Source organism: Allotamlana fucoidanivorans, from assembly GCF_006265225.1.
Taxonomy (GTDB): domain Bacteria; phylum Bacteroidota; class Bacteroidia; order Flavobacteriales; family Flavobacteriaceae; genus Allotamlana; species Allotamlana fucoidanivorans.
In genome coordinates this window covers 40,847-56,838 of the sequence record NZ_VDCS01000004.1, presented here as the reverse complement: position 1 = coordinate 56,838, position 15,992 = coordinate 40,847, and the positions used below count along the sequence as shown (strand labels likewise).

Genomic DNA, 15,992 nt, shown 5'->3' with positions numbered 1-15,992 from the left:
TGTTAATACGGTTGTTGAGAATTATTACTGCAATTATACAACTTTATTTTATTTTTTTACATTTATTCTGCTATTTTTGCGGTCTAGTTTTAAAAATAACATGTTACAACGCATTCAAACCATCTATTTATTATGTGCTGCTGGTGTATCGGCAGGATTGATTTATGTGTTTGAATTATGGGTGACTGAAGATCGGGTTAAAGTATTTGCTGCCGACGTGAATTACGTATTTGCGGCGTTTTTAACCTCGGCTTTTTTTGCCTTAGTTGCTATATTTAGATATAAAAATAGGAAGTCTCAATTTATGTTGGGGCGTCTTAACATCATATTAAACTTTATTTTACTAGGATTTTTCGTGTATCAATCTCTAAATTTATCTGGAGAAACGGCGGTTTCTGAGAAAGGTATTGGGATGCTTCTCCCTATTGTTTCTATCGTATTTCTGGCCCTTGCCAATAAGGCCATCAAGAAGGATGAAGATCTTGTAAAATCTGTAGATAGATTACGTTAAACCTAACATCTTAGTAGTATTAGTGCGTTAAAACCCAAAGTGAAAACTTTGGGTTTTTATTTATTCAGCTTATTTTATTTCAACAAGTTCTAACTCAAATGTTAAATCTTGTCCGGCTAAAGGATGATTTGCATCTACAACAATATGCTCATCATGAACTGAAGACACTCTAAATTGAACTTCTCTTCCGTCAGGACCTTTTGATGCTAGAGCCATACCAACCTCAGGTTCCATATCTGGTGGTAATTGTTCTTTCTTAACATCATAAAACAATTCTTCTTGAATATCTCCGTAGGCTTCAGCAACAGGAATTTGAATTGTTTTTTTCTCGTTAACTTCCATGTTGATTAATCCTTTTTCAAAACCAGGAATGAGTAATCCTTGGCCTAAGGTTACCTCTAGAGGTTCTCTTGCTAAAGAACTATCAAAAATTTGACCATCGCTAAGTTTACCTGTGTAATGCACTTTTATAGTGTCATTCTCTTTTACTTGACTCATAATTGTGTTTTCTGTTTATAAAGCCAACAAAGCTACAATTAAATATAAGGAAGACGGGTTTTAAAACGGTAAAATACTGTTAATTGGATTCTATATCCTATTTAGGATATCTTTCTGGGAACTCAATAACTTCTAAATCATCAATTTGTTTCCCATGAATGGTGAAGCGAAGCATAGTTCTCACTTTATGAAATCCGTATTTGCCAACTGCACCAGGATTCATATGTATAAGGTTTAATTTTTTATCGGGCATAACTTTTAGGATGTGAGAATGCCCACAAATGAATAGTCTTGGCGGATTTTTTTGAATAGCCTCCTTAATAGTTGCATTGTATTTTGGAGGATAACCACCAATATGCGTCATCCAAACATCAACATCTTCACACATAAACCGATTGTGTTCAGGAAACTCTACTCTAACCTTACTATTATCAATATTGCCGTAAACCCCTTTTATAGGTTTAAGGCTTTTTATAGCGTCGGTTACTCTTAAATCGCCTATATCACCTGCATGCCAAACTTCATCAACTTGTTTTACGTATTTAAGAATATCATGGTCAATATATCCGTGGGTATCAGATAGTAGGAGTATTTTAGTCATATAATGGTTTGAATCTCAATAAAGGTTTCTTAAGGAACACAAATCTACCTATCTTTGTGCTTTCGCAAAAGTATTAAATTACGTTGAGGTATTTTATAGAACTTTCGTATAACGGAACATCATATCATGGTTGGCAAAATCAACCTAATGCCATATCAGTACAAGAAGTTGTAGAAAAAGCACTTAGTACGTTACTTAGAAAACCAACAACCATTGTAGGGGCGGGAAGAACAGATACCGGTGTACATGCTGCCCAGATGTATGCACATTTTGATACTGAAGCTACTGTTGATAAGCAAAACTTAATTTATAAGTTAAATTCATTTTTACCGGCAGATGTAGCCATTCATGATATATTTCCTGTAAAACCTGAGGTGCATGCACGTTTTGATGCTTTAAGTAGAGCATATTTATACCGTATACATTTAAAAAAGAACGTGTTTAATGTGAATCAAAGTTATTATGTAAAGCAAGCGCTTGACGTTAATAAAATGAATGCAGCCTCTAAAATTTTATTTCAGTATAAAGATTTTCAATGCTTTTCAAAAAGTAATACCGATGTAAAAACGTATTATTGTGATATCATGCATGCAAAGTGGTTTTTTAAAGAAGATGAGCTTCATTTTGTAGTAAAAGCTAATAGGTTTTTACGAAATATGGTGAGAGCTATTGTAGGCACTATGATTAATATTGGGCTTGGTAAGTTAGAAGCTGATGATTTACATGATATCATTAAATCTAAAAATAGGAGTGAGGCTGGTTTTTCAGTACCCGCTCATGGTTTGTATTTAACAGATATTGAATATCCAAAAGATATAAAAATATAAATGAGTAAGATAAAGGAAAGTATTTTCGATTTTGACCTTTTTAAACGACTTTTTGAATACATAAAACCTTATAAGTTAATCTTTGTAGGATTAGTTGTTTTGGTCATTTTATTGGCTGTTTTTGGTGTGGCTACGCCAAAAATAACGCAATATGCTATAGATGAGAGTATTACCAAAAAAGAGGCACAATACTTTCTTTTTTATATTGTTATTATGCTTGCTGTTTTGTTGCTTCAAACAGTTTTTCAGCTACTATTTATTTATTACGCGTCGTGGTTAGGCCAAAATTTAGTCATGGATGTTAGGGTTAAGCTCTTTAATCACCTGCTCAAATTTAAAATGCAGTATTATGATAACTCCTCTGTAGGTGTTCTAATCACTAGAGCCGTAACAGATATGGAGCGTATTGCAGATATTTTTGGGCAAGGGCTTTTTATGATTATTAGAGACCTGTTAACTATGTCGGTTGTGTTTGGGGTTATGGTATATACTAATGTTAGGCTAAGCTTAATTGTATTCTTAATGCTACCTATTTTACTCTATGCTACTCGGGTATTTCAAAAATATATGAAGAAGGCTTTTGAAGAAGTAAGAACTGAAGTATCTAACCTCAATTCATTTGTGCAGGAGCGTTTAACGGGAATGAAAATTTTACAACTGTTTACAAGAGAATCTGTAGAAATTGAAAACTTTAAAGCGATTAATGAACGTCATAAAAAAGGTTGGCTTAAAACAGTTTGGTATAACTCCATATTTTTTCCGCTAGCAGATTTATCAGCATCAATAACCATAGGTTTGGTAGCGTGGTATGGTGGTTTACGGGTTGTATTAGACGGTACTGTTACGCAAGGCGTCTTGGTGTCTTTTATTATGTTTATCCCTATGTTATTTAGGCCTTTGCGTCAAATAGCAGATAAATTTAATACACTACAAATGGGCATGGTAGCGGCTAAACGGGTGTTTAAAGTTATTGATACGACTTCTCAAATTGATGATCATGGCACTTATGTGGCCGAGCATTTTAAGGGAGATATTTCTTTTGAAAATGTATATTTCAACTATGTTGAAGATGAACCCGTTTTAAAAGGTATTTCATTTCATGTTAAAGCAGGGGAAACTGCAGCGATTGTAGGCGCTACTGGCGCAGGAAAATCAACGATCATTAATCTTTTAAATCGGTTTTACGAAATAAACGAGGGGGTTATTGCTGTTGATGGTATTAATATTGAGCAGGTTACTCTGGCATCATTAAGAACCCAGATAGCAGTAGTGTTACAGGATGTTTTCTTGTTTGCAGATACAATATTTAATAACATCACCCTTAATCATCCAGAAATTACTGAAGAGCAGGTGTATCAGGCGGCTAAAGCTATTGGTATACATGATTTTATCATGACCTTACCAAACGGCTATCAATACAATGTTAAAGAACGCGGTGTTATGCTGTCTTCTGGCCAACGCCAGTTAATCTCTTTTTTAAGAGCCTATGTCACAAATCCGAGTATATTGGTTTTAGATGAAGCCACCTCTTCTGTAGATTCCTATTCAGAACAGCTTATTCAGAACGCTACAGATAAAATTACTAAAGGCAGAACTTCAATTGTTATTGCGCATCGTTTGGCTACCGTTAAGAAAGCTGATAAAATTATTGTGATGGATTCAGGTACCATTGTAGAGCAAGGCACACATGAAGAATTGCTGAAAAAAGAAAACGGGTACTATAAAAATCTGTACGAGGTTCAGTTTTTACAAGAAGAAGTAGCCTAATTATTTAGAAATAGTATTATTGGTGAATAAGGTTTTCAAGGTAGGTCTCTCCAAAAACAAAATAGATAAAACTTATTGTTACAAAGATGGTCAAGTAATAAATAATAACAATGAGTAAAGAAATACTTAATAGTTTTAAGGCCATTGACTTGAAGCTTTTGTTGTAAATACGTTTTAAAACAAAGCCAAGATAGAGTGTTTTAAAAACGAGTAATCCCCATCCAATATTTACCATACTAAGATTAATTAGTGCTGCAAATATGGAAATCACAACGGTGATTAATGTAGTATGCGCAAAAATATAAATGTGAGCTACCAATAATTCGGTATAATTATATGTTTTGTTTTTTCTAAAGACAAGTCTTGTTATGCCAGTAAAAATAGGTATTAGGCAAATAAGGACCAGCGTTTGATGACTTTGAAGGCTTTTTACAATTTGATTTGATAAATGAGCCGTTTCTCTTGTGGCTGTTTTAGATAAATCTGAAAACTCAGGAAAGTAATTGTTTAATATAAAAAGCTCTAACCCCGTAAAAGTCAAAGCTAGTGCAAAATAGCCAATCACATTAATGTATTTTTTTCTAATCCCCTTTATATATGAATTAATAACATCTTCAGGTGTATAGAAAAGTGATAGAAATGTTTTAAAAAATAGATTGTCTAAATTCAGAAAAGTTTGAATATACAATTGAAAAAGGCGCTTTAAAGTTAAGCGTTCTTGCGTCGCTTTTTCACCACAGCAATAACAATATTTAGCGTTTTCAATAAGTTTTGTTTTGCAGTTGAAGCATAACATATTAGCTTAAGTCTTTTTTAATCATATCGCTTAGTTCGGCAGCATCTTCAAAAACCACGAACTCTCCATCTTTAAAATAAGACATGTGTCCCGTTTCTTCACTAACCACCAACGCTAAGGCATCTGTTTTTTCCGTTACTCCAATGGCTGCTCTATGTCTTAAACCAAAACGCTGCGGAATATTTTTTTCGTTATTAACAGGAAGAATCACCCGTGTGGCTTTAACAATATTATTACTTACTATAATGGCGCCATCATGCAGCGGACTATTTTTAAAGAATATACTTTCTATAATGGGTTGGGTAACTTTTATATTCATTTCGTCTCCTGATTCCGATAGAAAATCAAGATTGTTATTGCGTTCAAAAACAATAATAGCACCTGTTTTGCTCATAGACATTTTGCTGCAGGCAGTAACAATAGCGTCTACATCGGTTGTATTTGAAACTTCGGTTTTTAAAAATTTAAAGGACTTTAAAATATGTCCTTTGCTACCAATGTTTGAGGATCCAACCATGAGTAAAAATTTCCTGATTTCAGGCTGAAAAATAACAATTAAAGCAATGATTCCAACCTTCATAAACCCACCAAAAATACCAGATAATAACTCCATGTTTAAGAAACTGGTTACCTGCCAGGCTACATAAATAATAATAATGCCTATAAATATGTTTATGGCTACGGTGCCTTTAATTAACCGATAAACATAGTACAGCAATAAGGCTACTAGAATAACGTCAATAACGTCAACAACGGTAAATTTTAAAAGGTCTTTAAAAATATCCAAAGGTGTGGGGTTTTGGTAAATTTAATAAAATATGGTTAATCATCAATAAACTCTTCATTTGATATTGAAGCGTTTTGTATTTGAGCCTTTTCTATAAGTGCTTTATAAGAGATGTACTCTTGAAATGATAGTTTTTTATCAAACCGTAAGGACCACACAAAACCCGTAGAATCAATGCGCTTAAGGTCTTCTATAAGGGTAGCTTTATTTGAAAGGGTTACAAAAGGTTTCGCATTGGGGTTAAGAATAAAAATATCGCCATTGGCATCAAAATTTATAGGCTTTATGTTTTTAGAAACTTGAGTGGTACTCTTATTTAGAGTATTTATAACGTAATTAATATTAGTAAATTCCAGAAAACCTAGATTTTTAATAATCAGATCATTACAAGTAAAATAATTTTTTGCAAGCTCATTTTTATGAGAAGATTTGGACTTTTTCTCCTGAAGAAATTTAATATGAGGTATGGCTTGATTTAAAGATAAGCGTTTGTCAACATTGATGAGCCAATTTGTAGTGCTGATAAGGTTACGCCTGTTAAGTTCAACACTATCAGGTTGGGATTCGTCATAAAATAAGTACGCCGCAGAAACGTCTTGTATTTGGGTTGTTTTAGCCTGATTTATTTCTGGCAATAGAACCACTTTATCTTTTCCGCAGGCCATAAATAAAAGTGAGAGCAAACCACTAATGGTTAAGTTTTTTGTTATTTTTCTAATCATCATGAAGTGTTTCAAAGAGTTTTACACATTCTATAGCTTCTTTTACGTCATGAACCCGCAAAATAGATGCGCCTTTTTGTAAGGCTAAAGTGTTTAAAACGGTAGTGCCATTAAGCGCTTCTTTTGCAGAAACTTTTAAGGTTTTGTAAATCATAGATTTTCTAGAAACCCCAACTAACAGGGGGCGTTCAGTAATGTTTAAGAGGTCTAGTTTATTAAGTAGCTCAAAATTTTGGTTTAAGGTTTTTGAAAACCCAAAACCAGGATCAATAACGAGGTCTATAATCCCTGCTGCTGTTGCAGCGTTGAGGCGTTCTGAAAAATAAAACAGCATATCTTTAATTAAATCATCATACTGCGTTTGTTCTTGCATATTTTGAGGTGTACCTTTCATGTGCATCATAATATAAGGTACTTGCAAGCTGGCTACCGTAGTTAACATCTGGTCATCTAGCTTTCCTGCCGAAATATCATTTATTATAGCTGCGCCTGCCACAACACATTGTTTAGCAACCTCGCTTCTAAAGGTGTCTATTGATAATAATACCTCAGGAAATTCTTTTAAAAGACATTGTACAATGGGCAGGATGCGTTTTAGTTCTTCATCTTGGCTTACATGTTTGGCATTAGGTCTTGAACTATAAGCACCAACATCAATAAAACTAGCACCATGATTAAGCATGTTTTCAACATGACGTAAAATCTCATTTTCTTTTTTAAATTGACCGCCATCATAAAAAGAATCGGGGGTAATATTTAAAATACCCATCACCTTAGGGGTAGATAAGTCAATGAGTTTTCCTTTGCAATTAAGAGTCATTCAGTTGTATTTAAAGGTGTTTGTATATCGTTTAAAACTTTAAACCATAAACCTTGAACATTCTAATAATTTATGCGAAATTTACGCAAAATTCAATTGATTCATGCAAGATACTTCAAAACAATATGACGCCGTCATAGACACTTGTAAAAGTTTATTTAGAAATAAAATGAGTGATTATGGAAGCGCTTGGAGAATACTTAGATTGCCATCTTTAACCGATCAAATTTTTATTAAAGCACAACGTATAAGAGGGCTTCAGGAAAATGCGGTAAGAAAAGTAGATGAAGGACAACAAAGTGAGTTTATAGGTATAATTAACTATTGTATTATGGCCTTAATTCAAATAGATAAAGGTGTGGTTAATCAGCCAGATATGTCTACCGAAGAAGCGATGACCTTATATACAGAAAAGGCAGGAATTACCAAAAAACTCATGGAAGATAAAAACCATGATTATGGTGAGGCCTGGCGTGAAATGCGCGTGAGTAGTCTTACTGATTTGATTTTACAAAAGTTATTGCGCGTTAAAGAAATTGAAAATAACCAGGGTAAAACATTAGTGAGTGAAGGCATTGAGGCCAACTATCAAGATATGATTAATTATGCTGTTTTTGCTATGATTCACTTAAACGAAGAGGAGGTATGAAGGTATTAGTAGCCGTTTCAAGACTATTTGTTGGTGTATTGTTTATTATATCTGGGTTTATTAAACTTAATGATCCGCTGGGGTTTTCCTATAAGCTACAAGAGTATTTTAGTCCAGATGTTTTAAATATTCCGTTTTTAGAGCCTTATGCGTTGGGTATTTCTGTTTTAGTTGTGGTTTTTGAAGTTGTTCTAGGCGCTTTTTTACTCGTAGGTTATAAACCCAAATTTACAGTTTGGAGCTTATTGCTTATGATTCTTTTTTTTACGTTTCTCACGTTCTATTCTGCTTATTTTGATAAGGTAAAAGATTGTGGTTGTTTTGGTGATGCTTTAAAACTTACACCATGGGAAAGCTTTACCAAAGATGTGGTGCTCTTGGTTTTTATTTTAATCTTGTTTGTAGGTGTAAAATATATCCAGCCTGTTTTTGGTAAATTACAAACTACCTCTTTGGCATTGTTAAGTTTTATTGTAAGCTTATGGTTTGGTTATCATGTTTTAGAACATTTACCGTGGATTGATTTTAGAGCTTATAAAATAGGTGCTAATATTGCCGAGGGCATGAAAGTTCCAGAAGATGCTGCAAAGCCTGTTTTGGAATATACTTGGACGTTTAATGTGAATGGAAAGGAACAAGACATTGTAACAGATGGTTCTTACCCTTCCGTTGAAGGCGATTTTGTATCTGTTGATACTAAAGTTATCGAGGAAGGTTATACCCCACCAGTAGTTGATTTTTCTATTGAATTTGATGATGAAGATTTAACAGAATATTTTCTAAGTCAAGAGCATGTTATTCTTGTGATATCCTATAATTTGGATAAAATTGAAAAGAATGGAGCGTTAAAGTTGAAGAACCTTCAAGATGATGCCTTAAAAATGGGCTATAGCATTATTGGTTTAACAGCCTCGGGAGCTGAAGCAAAACAGCGTATTAATGAAGCTTATAATTTAGATTTTTCTTGGTATTTATGTGACGAAAAAGCACTTAAAACGGTGGTGCGTTCTAATCCTGGTGTTTTGGTGCTTGATAAAGGAACCGTAAAACAAAAGGTACATTGGAATGATATAGAAACCTTAGAGTTGCCTGCAACTTTTTCAAATTTAAAACTAAAGAGCAAATTAGATACCATTTTTAGCCTTGATCAGAAGTATCGAGACACTTGGGAAAACTATGATAAGAATTTTAAAGAGCAATCGGAATTAGATAGTTTAAATTTGATTGACGTTGAAAAAATTATAAAAGAATTTGGTTATCCAGGCAAAACATTAGTGGGAGATAAAACAAGTTCAGTTGCCTTTTATGTTATACAACATTCTAATAAAATTGAAGATTATTTACCTACCCTTGAAAAAGCTGCAAAAATGGGTCAGTTAGATTTTGTCAAGTTTGCAATGGCAAAAGATCGCTATTTAATGAGTATTGGAAAGGAGCAAATCTATGGCACTCAAGGTACAGTGTTAAATCAAAATAGTGCTCCAACAAACATTATTTGGCCAATAAAAAATGTGTCGCTTGTTGATTCGTTACGTTTCGTTGCTGGTTTTAAAAGTACTGTGGAACAAAATGGCAAAAAATTATTTGGAAGTAATTTTAAGTTTGAGGCTTTTACCTTAAGTGACATTAAAACACAGGAAAAAGATAATCCATGGCTTATGGAGTTATTAAAAGATGTTGAATGATTATTAATTGTAAGACAAACTGATAAACTATATTATAAATAAAATAGGATATGCACTACTCACATTGTTTGGGGTAGTCACTGTGATATTCTTTTTATTTAATGTACTGCCAGGAGACCCAGCCCAAATGATGCTCGGACAGAATGAGGATAGTGAGCAGTTGTTAGCAGTAAAGAAAAAATATGGGTTTGATAAACCCATCACTACCCAATATGTGTATTATTTAAATGATTTGTCTCCACTTTCATTGCACTCTAAAACGGCTGGTCATTATACCAATTTGCAGACTGGAAAATATAATGCCAAACAACTTTTTAGTGTAGGAAATATAATTGTAGCCGTAAAGTTGCCTTACCTAAGAGAATCATTTGCAAAGCAAGGCAAAAGAGTGAGCGAAGTTTTAGCAGAAACCCTGCCCAATACATTTGTTTTAGCGGTATCAGCAATAGTGATAGCTATAGTTTTAGGAATTTTTTTAGGAATTTTTTCCGCGCTTTATAAAGATACTTGGTTAGATAAAACCATTCAAATATTAAGCACTTTAGGCATGAGTGTGCCATCGTTTTTTAGTGCTATTTTATTTGCATGGGTCTTTGGTTATGTTTTGCATGCCTATACCAATTTAGAAATGACAGGGAGTTTGTATGAGCTCGATGATTTTGGTGAAGCCATTCATATTAGGTGGAAGAATCTTATTTTACCCGCTATTGTTTTAGGTATTCGTCCTTTGGCAGTAGTCATTCAGCTTATGCGTAATTCTTTACTTGAAGTTTTTAATCAAGATTTTATTAGAACTGCTAGAGCAAAAGGATTAAGTGAGTTTCAAATAATAAAGAAACATGCTGTAAAAAATGCTTTAAACCCTGTGGTTACAGCTATTTCAGGTTGGTTTGCAAGTATGCTAGCTGGAGCTGTTTTTGTGGAGTATATTTTTGGATGGAATGGCTTAGGGAAAGAAATTGTAAATGCCTTAAATACGCTAGACCTGCCTGTAATTATGGGTTCTGTGTTAATTATTGCCATATTGTTTATAATTATCAATATTTTTGTAGACTTAATTTATGCATGGTTAGATCCTAAGGTGAAATTGGAGTAATGATTTGAATACTTACCGACTAATCTTAATAAATTAAAAGAAAAACTATATGAGGAAAGTAATTTACTTACTGTTGGCTTTATTAAGCTTTTCAAACTGTGAATCACAGGATAAAACAAAATTTTCTGAAGCAGCTCTAAATGATACTTTTGTTAATTTAGAAGGTGATACTGTAGTGTTTAAAGAGGTTTTAAATCAGCACCAAGGAAAATTAATCATTATAGACATTTGGGCATCGTGGTGTGGAGATTGTATTAAAGGTATGCCTAAAGTAAGAGCCCTGCAAGAAGCACATCCTGAAGCGGTTTATTTGTTTTTGTCTTTAGATAGAGGACAAGATGCCTGGAAACGTGGTATCAAAAAGTATCGTATTCAAGGAGAACACTATTATTTGCCAAATGGTAAAAAAAGTGCCTTTGGTGATTTTGTGAATATTGATTGGATTCCTAGGTATATGGTGGTAGATTCAGAAGGAAATATAAAATTGTTTAAAGCGGTAGAAGCTGATAATAATCAGATTACGGAAGCCCTTTTATAATTACATTTGCAATAAATTTAGAAGTAACTATTAATAAATAATCCTTCCGGTTGGGAGGTAAAATAACAAAAATGAGAAAACAAATCGTAGCTGGAAACTGGAAGATGAACAATGATTTATCACAAACCGAGGCATTAATTACAAGCTTAAAAGGACAAACCAAAACATCAAATGCAGAGGTCATGGTAGCGCCAACAGCAACTAATTTATGGCAAGCAAATAAAAGCTTAATGGGAACAGATATTGAGGTTATCGCTCAGAATATGCATTTTGCTGAAAGTGGTGCTTACACCGGTGAAATCAGTGCTAGCATGTTAAAAAGTATTGGCATAAATACTGTTATTTTAGGGCACAGTGAGCGTAGAGAGTATTTTAATGAAACCGATGAGTTATTAGCTAAAAAAGTTGATGCAGCTTTAGCAAATGATATGCGCGTAATTTTTTGTTTTGGAGAAGAATTAGCAGATAGAAAGGCTGGTAATGAAGAAACTGTTGTAGGAAATCAAATTAAAAATGCTTTATTTCATTTAGAAGCAGAAGCGTTTAAAAACATCGTTTTGGCGTACGAACCTGTTTGGGCTATTGGAACTGGTGAAACAGCCAGCCCTGAGCAAGCTCAAGATATGCATGCTTTTATTAGAAAAACATTAGCTGATAAATATGGTGATGCTGTAGCCAATAGCGTTTCTGTTCTTTATGGAGGTAGCGTAAAGCCAGCGAATGCTAATGAAATTTTCTCTAAACCAGATGTTGATGGTGGTCTAATAGGCGGTGCGTCACTTAATGCTGAAGATTTTTATGCCATTGTAAATGCATTTTAATTAAATCAGAATAAAGTATTTAAGTGTAACCTCTATATTTCATAGGGGTTACGTTTTTTAATGCGATGTGTTTCTGATTCTCGAAAAAGTTATTATTTCTGGGTTAGCCTTTTACTAAAAAAAAATAAAAATGTCAAATATCATTTATATAGGATACGAATTTGAAGTATCGCCCGAACAACCAGGAGTGGAAATCCTAATTGCAGAGTTAGGGTATGCTGGTTTTGAAAGCTTTGTGGAAACGCCACATGGGGTAACGGCTTATATTCAAAAAGAGGAATGGCATAATAGTATTTTGGATGACATTCAAATTTTAAATTCCGAGGAGTTTATTATAACGTATTCTTTCAATGAAATTGAGCAAACCAATTGGAATGCTGAATGGGAGAAAAATTTTAATCCAATAGTTGTGGATGATATTTGTGCTGTGAGAGCGCCTTTTCATGACAAGTTTAATACTCCATATGATATTGTCATTGAACCCAAAATGAGTTTTGGTACAGGTCATCATGAAACCACACATATGATGATTCAACATATTTTAAAGAATGACTTTAAAGGAAAATCTGTTTTAGATATGGGATGTGGTACTGGAGTTTTGGCTATTTTAGCTGAAATGAAAGGAGCAAAACCTATTGATGCGGTTGATTATGATAACTGGTGCTACCTAAATAGTCTTGAAAATGTTGATAGAAATCATTGCGAACACATCACGGTTATAGAAGGTGATGCTTCTGTATTGGGTGAACATACTTATGATATTATAATAGCTAATATCAACAGAAATATTCTGCTACAAGATATGGCGACTTATGTATCTTGTTTAAATGCAGGAGGCATGTTGTTATTAAGTGGATTTTATAATGATGATATTCCTGCTATCAAAGCGGCTTGTGAAACGCATCTGTTAAAATTTGAAGAAAAATTAGAAAGAAATAATTGGGTTGCTTTAAAATTTTTAACTTAGTCTAAGTTTTTGCATAAAAAAGTTAAAGCTATGAGTTTAAAAGAAAAAATATCAGAAGAGCTTCTGCTTGAGGAAGAGGTAGTTACGCAAAATGAAATTGTGTTGTATAACGATGATGTAAATACTTTTGATCATGTTATTGATACCCTTATTTATGCCTGTGACCATACTGCAGAACAAGCCGAGCAATGTTCTCTAATAGTACATTACAACGGAAAATGTACGGTAAAAACAGGCGAATTTGACGACTTAAAACCACGCTGTTCTATGTTATTGGAAGCTGGTTTAAGTGCCGAAATAGTTTAAAAAACTAGGCGTTCATTTTCCCCATGGCGCAACTTACAAAAGATTTTGCTTTAGTAGTAAGTACATTTTTATCTCCTTCCTCTGGATAACCAGCACTAGCTAGTACTTGTTTTACCTCATTAATAGTATCTGTGTTAGAGTAGCTGAAACTAACCGTTTTGGTTTCTGCATCTATGTTTAAATCAGAAATGTCTTCAATGCCCACTAATTTATTTTTTATGGTTGTTGCACATCCATGGCACTTTAAGTTTTGAACTTGAATATTTGCTTTCATAAGTAGTATATTTATAATGTTGACGGACAAACATATTCTGTTGTCGGTAACCCTGCCTTCTTCATAGCGTCAAAGCCACCATCAATGTCTATTAAATTATCAAATCCTCTGGCCTTTAAAATGGATGCAGCAATAACTGAGCGGTAGCCACCAGCACAATGAATATAGTAGGTTTTGTTTTTGTCAATGTCACCCATATGTGCATTGATAAAATCTAAAGCAAAATGGTTAACAGCGGCATGATCTAAATGTTCAGATTTAAACTCGCCATCTTTCCTAACATCTAGAATATGTATAGTTTCATTTTTTAAATGCTGAGCAAGGGTTTCGGCTGAAATCGAAGAAATAGTTTCAATATCCTTACCAGCAGCTTTCCAGGCGTCAATTCCACCTTCAAGATAACCTAAAGTATTATCATAACCAACACGTGATAATCTTGTAATAGCTTCTTGTGCTTTTCCTTCTGGGGCAACAAGTAAAATAGGTTGTTTTAAATCGGAAATTAAGGCGCCCACCCAAGGTGCAAACCCGCCATTTAAGCCAATAAAAATAGCATTGGGAATGTAACCTTTTACAAAATCTTGTTGTGTTCTAACATCTAGCACTAAAGCACCTTCTTCATTTGCTAAGTATTCAAATGCTTCAGGTGATAATGGCTTGTTACCTTGTTCAAGAACGGTTTCAAAATTAGCATACCCTTGTTTATTCATCATGGCATTTTTTGCAAAATACTGGGGTGGTGGAGCAATACCGTCAAGTACTTCTTTCACAAATTCGGCTTTGCTCATGTCTGATCTTAACGCATAGTTGGTCTTTTTTTGCTCTCCTAAAATACCAACAGTCTCTTTACTCAGGTTTTTTCCACAGGCGGAACCAGCACCATGAGCTGGGTAAACTATTATATCATCAGGCAAAGTCATAATTTTGTTGCGAAGTGAATCAAAAAGCATTCCTGCTAAATCTTCCTTTGAAAGATCTGATTTAACGGCTAAGTCTGGTCTGCCCACATCTCCTAAAAACAAAGTATCTCCAGAAAAGATAGCATGCTCTTTACCGTTTTCGTCAATAACAAGGAAAGTAGAAGACTCTAGGGTATGTCCTGGGGTGTGGAGCACTTTTATGGTAATCTCTCCCAATTTAAATTCTTCATTATCGTGTGCACTATATATGGCATACTCTGTTTTTGCATTTGGACCAAATACAATGGTAGCACCCGTTTTTTTGGCCAAATCTAAATGACCCGAAACAAAATCAGCGTGAAAATGAGTCTCAAAAATGTATTTAATTTTAGCATCTTCAGCCTTGGCCTTGTTAACATATTGTTGTGTTTCCCTTAAAGGGTCAATGATGGCAACTTCTCCCTTTGATTCAATATAGTAGGCTCCTTGAGCTAAACATCCCGTATAAATTTGTTCTATTTTCATTGCAATCTTATCTTTTGTCTTTTGTTTTAAAAGAGTATTTCTTTTTCTAAAATGAGCATACAAAATTACAATTAGAGCAGGATTTCTTTTGTAACTTATATTACATAGTTTAGTTAAGTTCTTTGTATATTATATAGCTGGCCATTAGGAGAACAAAAAAGCCAAAGCTTTTTTTTAGTTTCTTACCACTTATAAACTTTGATAGGAATACCCCAAAAATAATTCCTGCTATTGAAATAAGTGTGAAAATAATAAGAAAACTCCATTCAATATCTATGGTTTGAACATCGCCAATAAACCCGATGAGAGAATTAATAGTGACGATAATTAAAGAGGTGCCAACCGCTTTCTTCATAGGTATGTTGGCCCAAATAACCAATGCAGGAACGTACAGAAATCCACCGCCAGCTCCAATTATACCAGTTATCATACCAATTATTAAACCTTGAATAAAGGTTTTGTAATAAGCCTGCGGTATGGTATAAACAACTTTTTCTTTGTTGTCTTTTATCATAGATATTGAGGCTATTACCATAATAAGAGCAAAGAAAATCATGATCCCCATGTCTTTGGTTAGGGTGTAGTTTTCAAATGAGAATAGCGTTTCGGGTATATTTGGAACTAAGTATCTACGAGTAAGGTAAACAGCCGCGAAAGATGGAAAAGAAAAGGCTAAACCTGTTTTAAAATCTACAAGGCCTTTTTTATGCTTTTTATAGGTGCCAACTAAAGAAGTAGTACCTACAACAAAAAGCGAATAAGCTGTGGCTATAACAGGATTATATCCTAAAAGATATACAAGCAAGGGCACGGTTAAGATAGAGCCACCACCACCAATTAAGCCTAAAACAAGACCAACTATAAGGGCGCCTATATAACCTAATACCTGGATATTATCCATGA

The 15,992-nt window shown here is 33.9% G+C and carries 19 protein-coding genes; 10 read left to right on the top strand and 9 right to left on the bottom strand.

The window, feature by feature from the left end:
* Positions 1–100: 100 nt before the first annotated feature.
* Complete coding sequence (locus FGF67_RS04605) at positions 101–511, top strand: DUF4293 domain-containing protein (protein ID WP_139695310.1); 411 nt, start codon at positions 101–103, stop codon at positions 509–511.
* A 69-nt stretch (positions 512–580) separates the two neighbouring features.
* On the opposite strand, the gene FGF67_RS04600 is transcribed toward FGF67_RS04605, so the two are convergent.
* Positions 581–1,009 carry an FKBP-type peptidyl-prolyl cis-trans isomerase gene (locus FGF67_RS04600; protein ID WP_139695309.1) on the bottom strand — a complete coding sequence of 143 codons (429 nt, stop codon included), beginning with the start codon at positions 1,007–1,009 and terminating at the stop codon, positions 581–583.
* Positions 1,010–1,106: 97 nt separating this feature from the next.
* The gene (locus FGF67_RS04595) at positions 1,107–1,610 is read right to left on the bottom strand and encodes a metallophosphoesterase family protein (protein WP_139695308.1); all 504 of its coding nucleotides are present in this window, start codon (positions 1,608–1,610) and stop codon (positions 1,107–1,109) included.
* A gap of 83 nt (positions 1,611–1,693) precedes the next feature.
* On the opposite strand from FGF67_RS04595, the gene truA reads away from it, so the two are divergent.
* Together truA and FGF67_RS04585 are read left to right on the top strand one after the other, a co-directional pair.
* The gene (truA, locus tag FGF67_RS04590) at positions 1,694–2,437 is read left to right on the top strand and encodes a tRNA pseudouridine(38-40) synthase TruA (protein ID WP_139695307.1); all 744 of its coding nucleotides are present in this window, start codon (positions 1,694–1,696) and stop codon (positions 2,435–2,437) included.
* A complete protein-coding gene (locus FGF67_RS04585; RefSeq protein ID WP_139695306.1) occupies positions 2,438–4,204 on the top strand; it encodes an ABC transporter ATP-binding protein in 1,767 nt (588 codons plus the stop codon). It begins immediately after the preceding gene.
* Between the two features lie 16 nt (positions 4,205–4,220).
* On the opposite strand, the gene FGF67_RS04580 is transcribed toward FGF67_RS04585, so the two are convergent.
* The 4 genes from FGF67_RS04580 to folP are packed head-to-tail and all read right to left on the bottom strand — an operon-like array spanning position 4,221 to position 7,329.
* The gene (locus FGF67_RS04580; RefSeq protein WP_139695305.1) at positions 4,221–5,000 is read right to left on the bottom strand and encodes a DUF3667 domain-containing protein; all 780 of its coding nucleotides are present in this window, start codon (positions 4,998–5,000) and stop codon (positions 4,221–4,223) included.
* Position 5,001: 1 nt separating this feature from the next.
* Entirely contained in the window at positions 5,002–5,787 is a 786-nt protein-coding gene (locus FGF67_RS04575; protein WP_139695304.1) for a diadenylate cyclase, read from the bottom strand.
* A 35-nt stretch (positions 5,788–5,822) separates the two neighbouring features.
* The gene (locus FGF67_RS04570) at positions 5,823–6,512 is read right to left on the bottom strand and encodes a hypothetical protein (RefSeq protein WP_139695303.1); all 690 of its coding nucleotides are present in this window, start codon (positions 6,510–6,512) and stop codon (positions 5,823–5,825) included.
* Positions 6,502–7,329 (bottom strand): dihydropteroate synthase, encoded by an 828-nt coding sequence (folP, locus tag FGF67_RS04565; protein ID WP_139695302.1) that lies wholly within the window; start codon positions 7,327–7,329, stop codon positions 6,502–6,504. The genes FGF67_RS04570 and folP overlap by 11 nt, the downstream gene beginning before the upstream one ends.
* Positions 7,330–7,432: 103 nt before the next feature.
* Between folP and FGF67_RS04560 the strand changes: the two genes are divergently transcribed.
* The 7 genes from FGF67_RS04560 to FGF67_RS04530 all read left to right on the top strand — a co-directional run bounded on the left by FGF67_RS04560 (position 7,433) and on the right by FGF67_RS04530 (position 13,391).
* On the top strand, positions 7,433–7,978 hold the full coding sequence (locus tag FGF67_RS04560; protein WP_139695301.1) for a DUF1599 domain-containing protein: 546 nt from the start codon (positions 7,433–7,435) through the stop codon (positions 7,976–7,978).
* Positions 7,975–9,663, top strand: a complete 1,689-nt coding sequence (locus tag FGF67_RS04555) for a BT_3928 family protein (RefSeq protein ID WP_139695300.1) — start codon at positions 7,975–7,977, stop codon at positions 9,661–9,663. The genes FGF67_RS04560 and FGF67_RS04555 overlap by 4 nt, the downstream gene beginning before the upstream one ends.
* Positions 9,664–9,682: 19 nt before the next feature.
* Positions 9,683–10,759 (top strand): ABC transporter permease, encoded by a 1,077-nt coding sequence (locus FGF67_RS04550; RefSeq protein ID WP_139695299.1) that lies wholly within the window; start codon positions 9,683–9,685, stop codon positions 10,757–10,759.
* Between the two features lie 49 nt (positions 10,760–10,808).
* On the top strand, positions 10,809–11,297 hold the full coding sequence (locus FGF67_RS04545; RefSeq protein ID WP_139695298.1) for a TlpA family protein disulfide reductase: 489 nt from the start codon (positions 10,809–10,811) through the stop codon (positions 11,295–11,297).
* A 71-nt stretch (positions 11,298–11,368) separates the two neighbouring features.
* The gene (gene tpiA / locus FGF67_RS04540) at positions 11,369–12,118 is read left to right on the top strand and encodes a triose-phosphate isomerase (RefSeq protein WP_139695297.1); all 750 of its coding nucleotides are present in this window, start codon (positions 11,369–11,371) and stop codon (positions 12,116–12,118) included.
* Positions 12,119–12,248: 130 nt separating this feature from the next.
* A complete protein-coding gene (gene prmA / locus FGF67_RS04535) occupies positions 12,249–13,085 on the top strand; it encodes a 50S ribosomal protein L11 methyltransferase (RefSeq protein ID WP_139695296.1) in 837 nt (278 codons plus the stop codon).
* A 30-nt stretch (positions 13,086–13,115) separates the two neighbouring features.
* Positions 13,116–13,391 carry an ATP-dependent Clp protease adaptor ClpS gene (locus FGF67_RS04530; RefSeq protein WP_139695295.1) on the top strand — a complete coding sequence of 92 codons (276 nt, stop codon included), beginning with the start codon at positions 13,116–13,118 and terminating at the stop codon, positions 13,389–13,391.
* 4 nt (positions 13,392–13,395) lie between these two features.
* On the opposite strand, the gene FGF67_RS04525 is transcribed toward FGF67_RS04530, so the two are convergent.
* From FGF67_RS04525 to FGF67_RS04515, 3 genes are all read right to left on the bottom strand, one after another.
* Entirely contained in the window at positions 13,396–13,665 is a 270-nt protein-coding gene (locus FGF67_RS04525) for a heavy-metal-associated domain-containing protein (RefSeq protein ID WP_139695294.1), read from the bottom strand.
* Positions 13,666–13,676: 11 nt separating this feature from the next.
* Positions 13,677–15,089: an MBL fold metallo-hydrolase gene (locus FGF67_RS04520; protein WP_139695293.1), complete on the bottom strand. Its 1,413-nt coding sequence runs from the start codon at positions 15,087–15,089 to the stop codon at positions 13,677–13,679.
* A 109-nt stretch (positions 15,090–15,198) separates the two neighbouring features.
* Positions 15,199–15,990, bottom strand: a complete 792-nt coding sequence (locus FGF67_RS04515; RefSeq protein WP_139695292.1) for a sulfite exporter TauE/SafE family protein — start codon at positions 15,988–15,990, stop codon at positions 15,199–15,201.
* Between the last annotated feature and the right edge of the window lie 2 nt (positions 15,991–15,992).

Excerpts from the sequence above, each read along its gene's own strand:
- FGF67_RS04570 (WP_139695303.1), bottom strand. The coding sequence starts at position 6,512 with ATGATGATTAGAAAAATAACAAAAAACTTAACCATTAGTGGTTTGCTC.
- FGF67_RS04605 (WP_139695310.1), top strand. The coding sequence starts at position 101 with ATGTTACAACGCATTCAAACCATCTATTTATTATGTGCTGCTGGTGTA.
- FGF67_RS04555 (WP_139695300.1), top strand. The coding sequence starts at position 7,975 with ATGAAGGTATTAGTAGCCGTTTCAAGACTATTTGTTGGTGTATTGTTT.
- FGF67_RS04580 (WP_139695305.1), bottom strand. The coding sequence starts at position 5,000 with ATGTTATGCTTCAACTGCAAAACAAAACTTATTGAAAACGCTAAATAT.
- FGF67_RS04530 (WP_139695295.1), top strand. The coding sequence starts at position 13,116 with ATGAGTTTAAAAGAAAAAATATCAGAAGAGCTTCTGCTTGAGGAAGAG.
- prmA (WP_139695296.1), top strand. The coding sequence starts at position 12,249 with ATGTCAAATATCATTTATATAGGATACGAATTTGAAGTATCGCCCGAA.
- tpiA (WP_139695297.1), top strand. The coding sequence starts at position 11,369 with ATGAGAAAACAAATCGTAGCTGGAAACTGGAAGATGAACAATGATTTA.
- FGF67_RS04560 (WP_139695301.1), top strand. The coding sequence starts at position 7,433 with ATGCAAGATACTTCAAAACAATATGACGCCGTCATAGACACTTGTAAA.
- FGF67_RS04600 (WP_139695309.1), bottom strand. The coding sequence starts at position 1,009 with ATGAGTCAAGTAAAAGAGAATGACACTATAAAAGTGCATTACACAGGT.
- FGF67_RS04525 (WP_139695294.1), bottom strand. The coding sequence starts at position 13,665 with ATGAAAGCAAATATTCAAGTTCAAAACTTAAAGTGCCATGGATGTGCA.
- FGF67_RS04515 (WP_139695292.1), bottom strand. The coding sequence starts at position 15,990 with ATGGATAATATCCAGGTATTAGGTTATATAGGCGCCCTTATAGTTGGT.
- FGF67_RS04585 (WP_139695306.1), top strand. The coding sequence starts at position 2,438 with ATGAGTAAGATAAAGGAAAGTATTTTCGATTTTGACCTTTTTAAACGA.
- folP (WP_139695302.1), bottom strand. The coding sequence starts at position 7,329 with ATGACTCTTAATTGCAAAGGAAAACTCATTGACTTATCTACCCCTAAG.
- FGF67_RS04545 (WP_139695298.1), top strand. The coding sequence starts at position 10,809 with ATGAGGAAAGTAATTTACTTACTGTTGGCTTTATTAAGCTTTTCAAAC.
- FGF67_RS04595 (WP_139695308.1), bottom strand. The coding sequence starts at position 1,610 with ATGACTAAAATACTCCTACTATCTGATACCCACGGATATATTGACCAT.
- FGF67_RS04520 (WP_139695293.1), bottom strand. The coding sequence starts at position 15,089 with ATGAAAATAGAACAAATTTATACGGGATGTTTAGCTCAAGGAGCCTAC.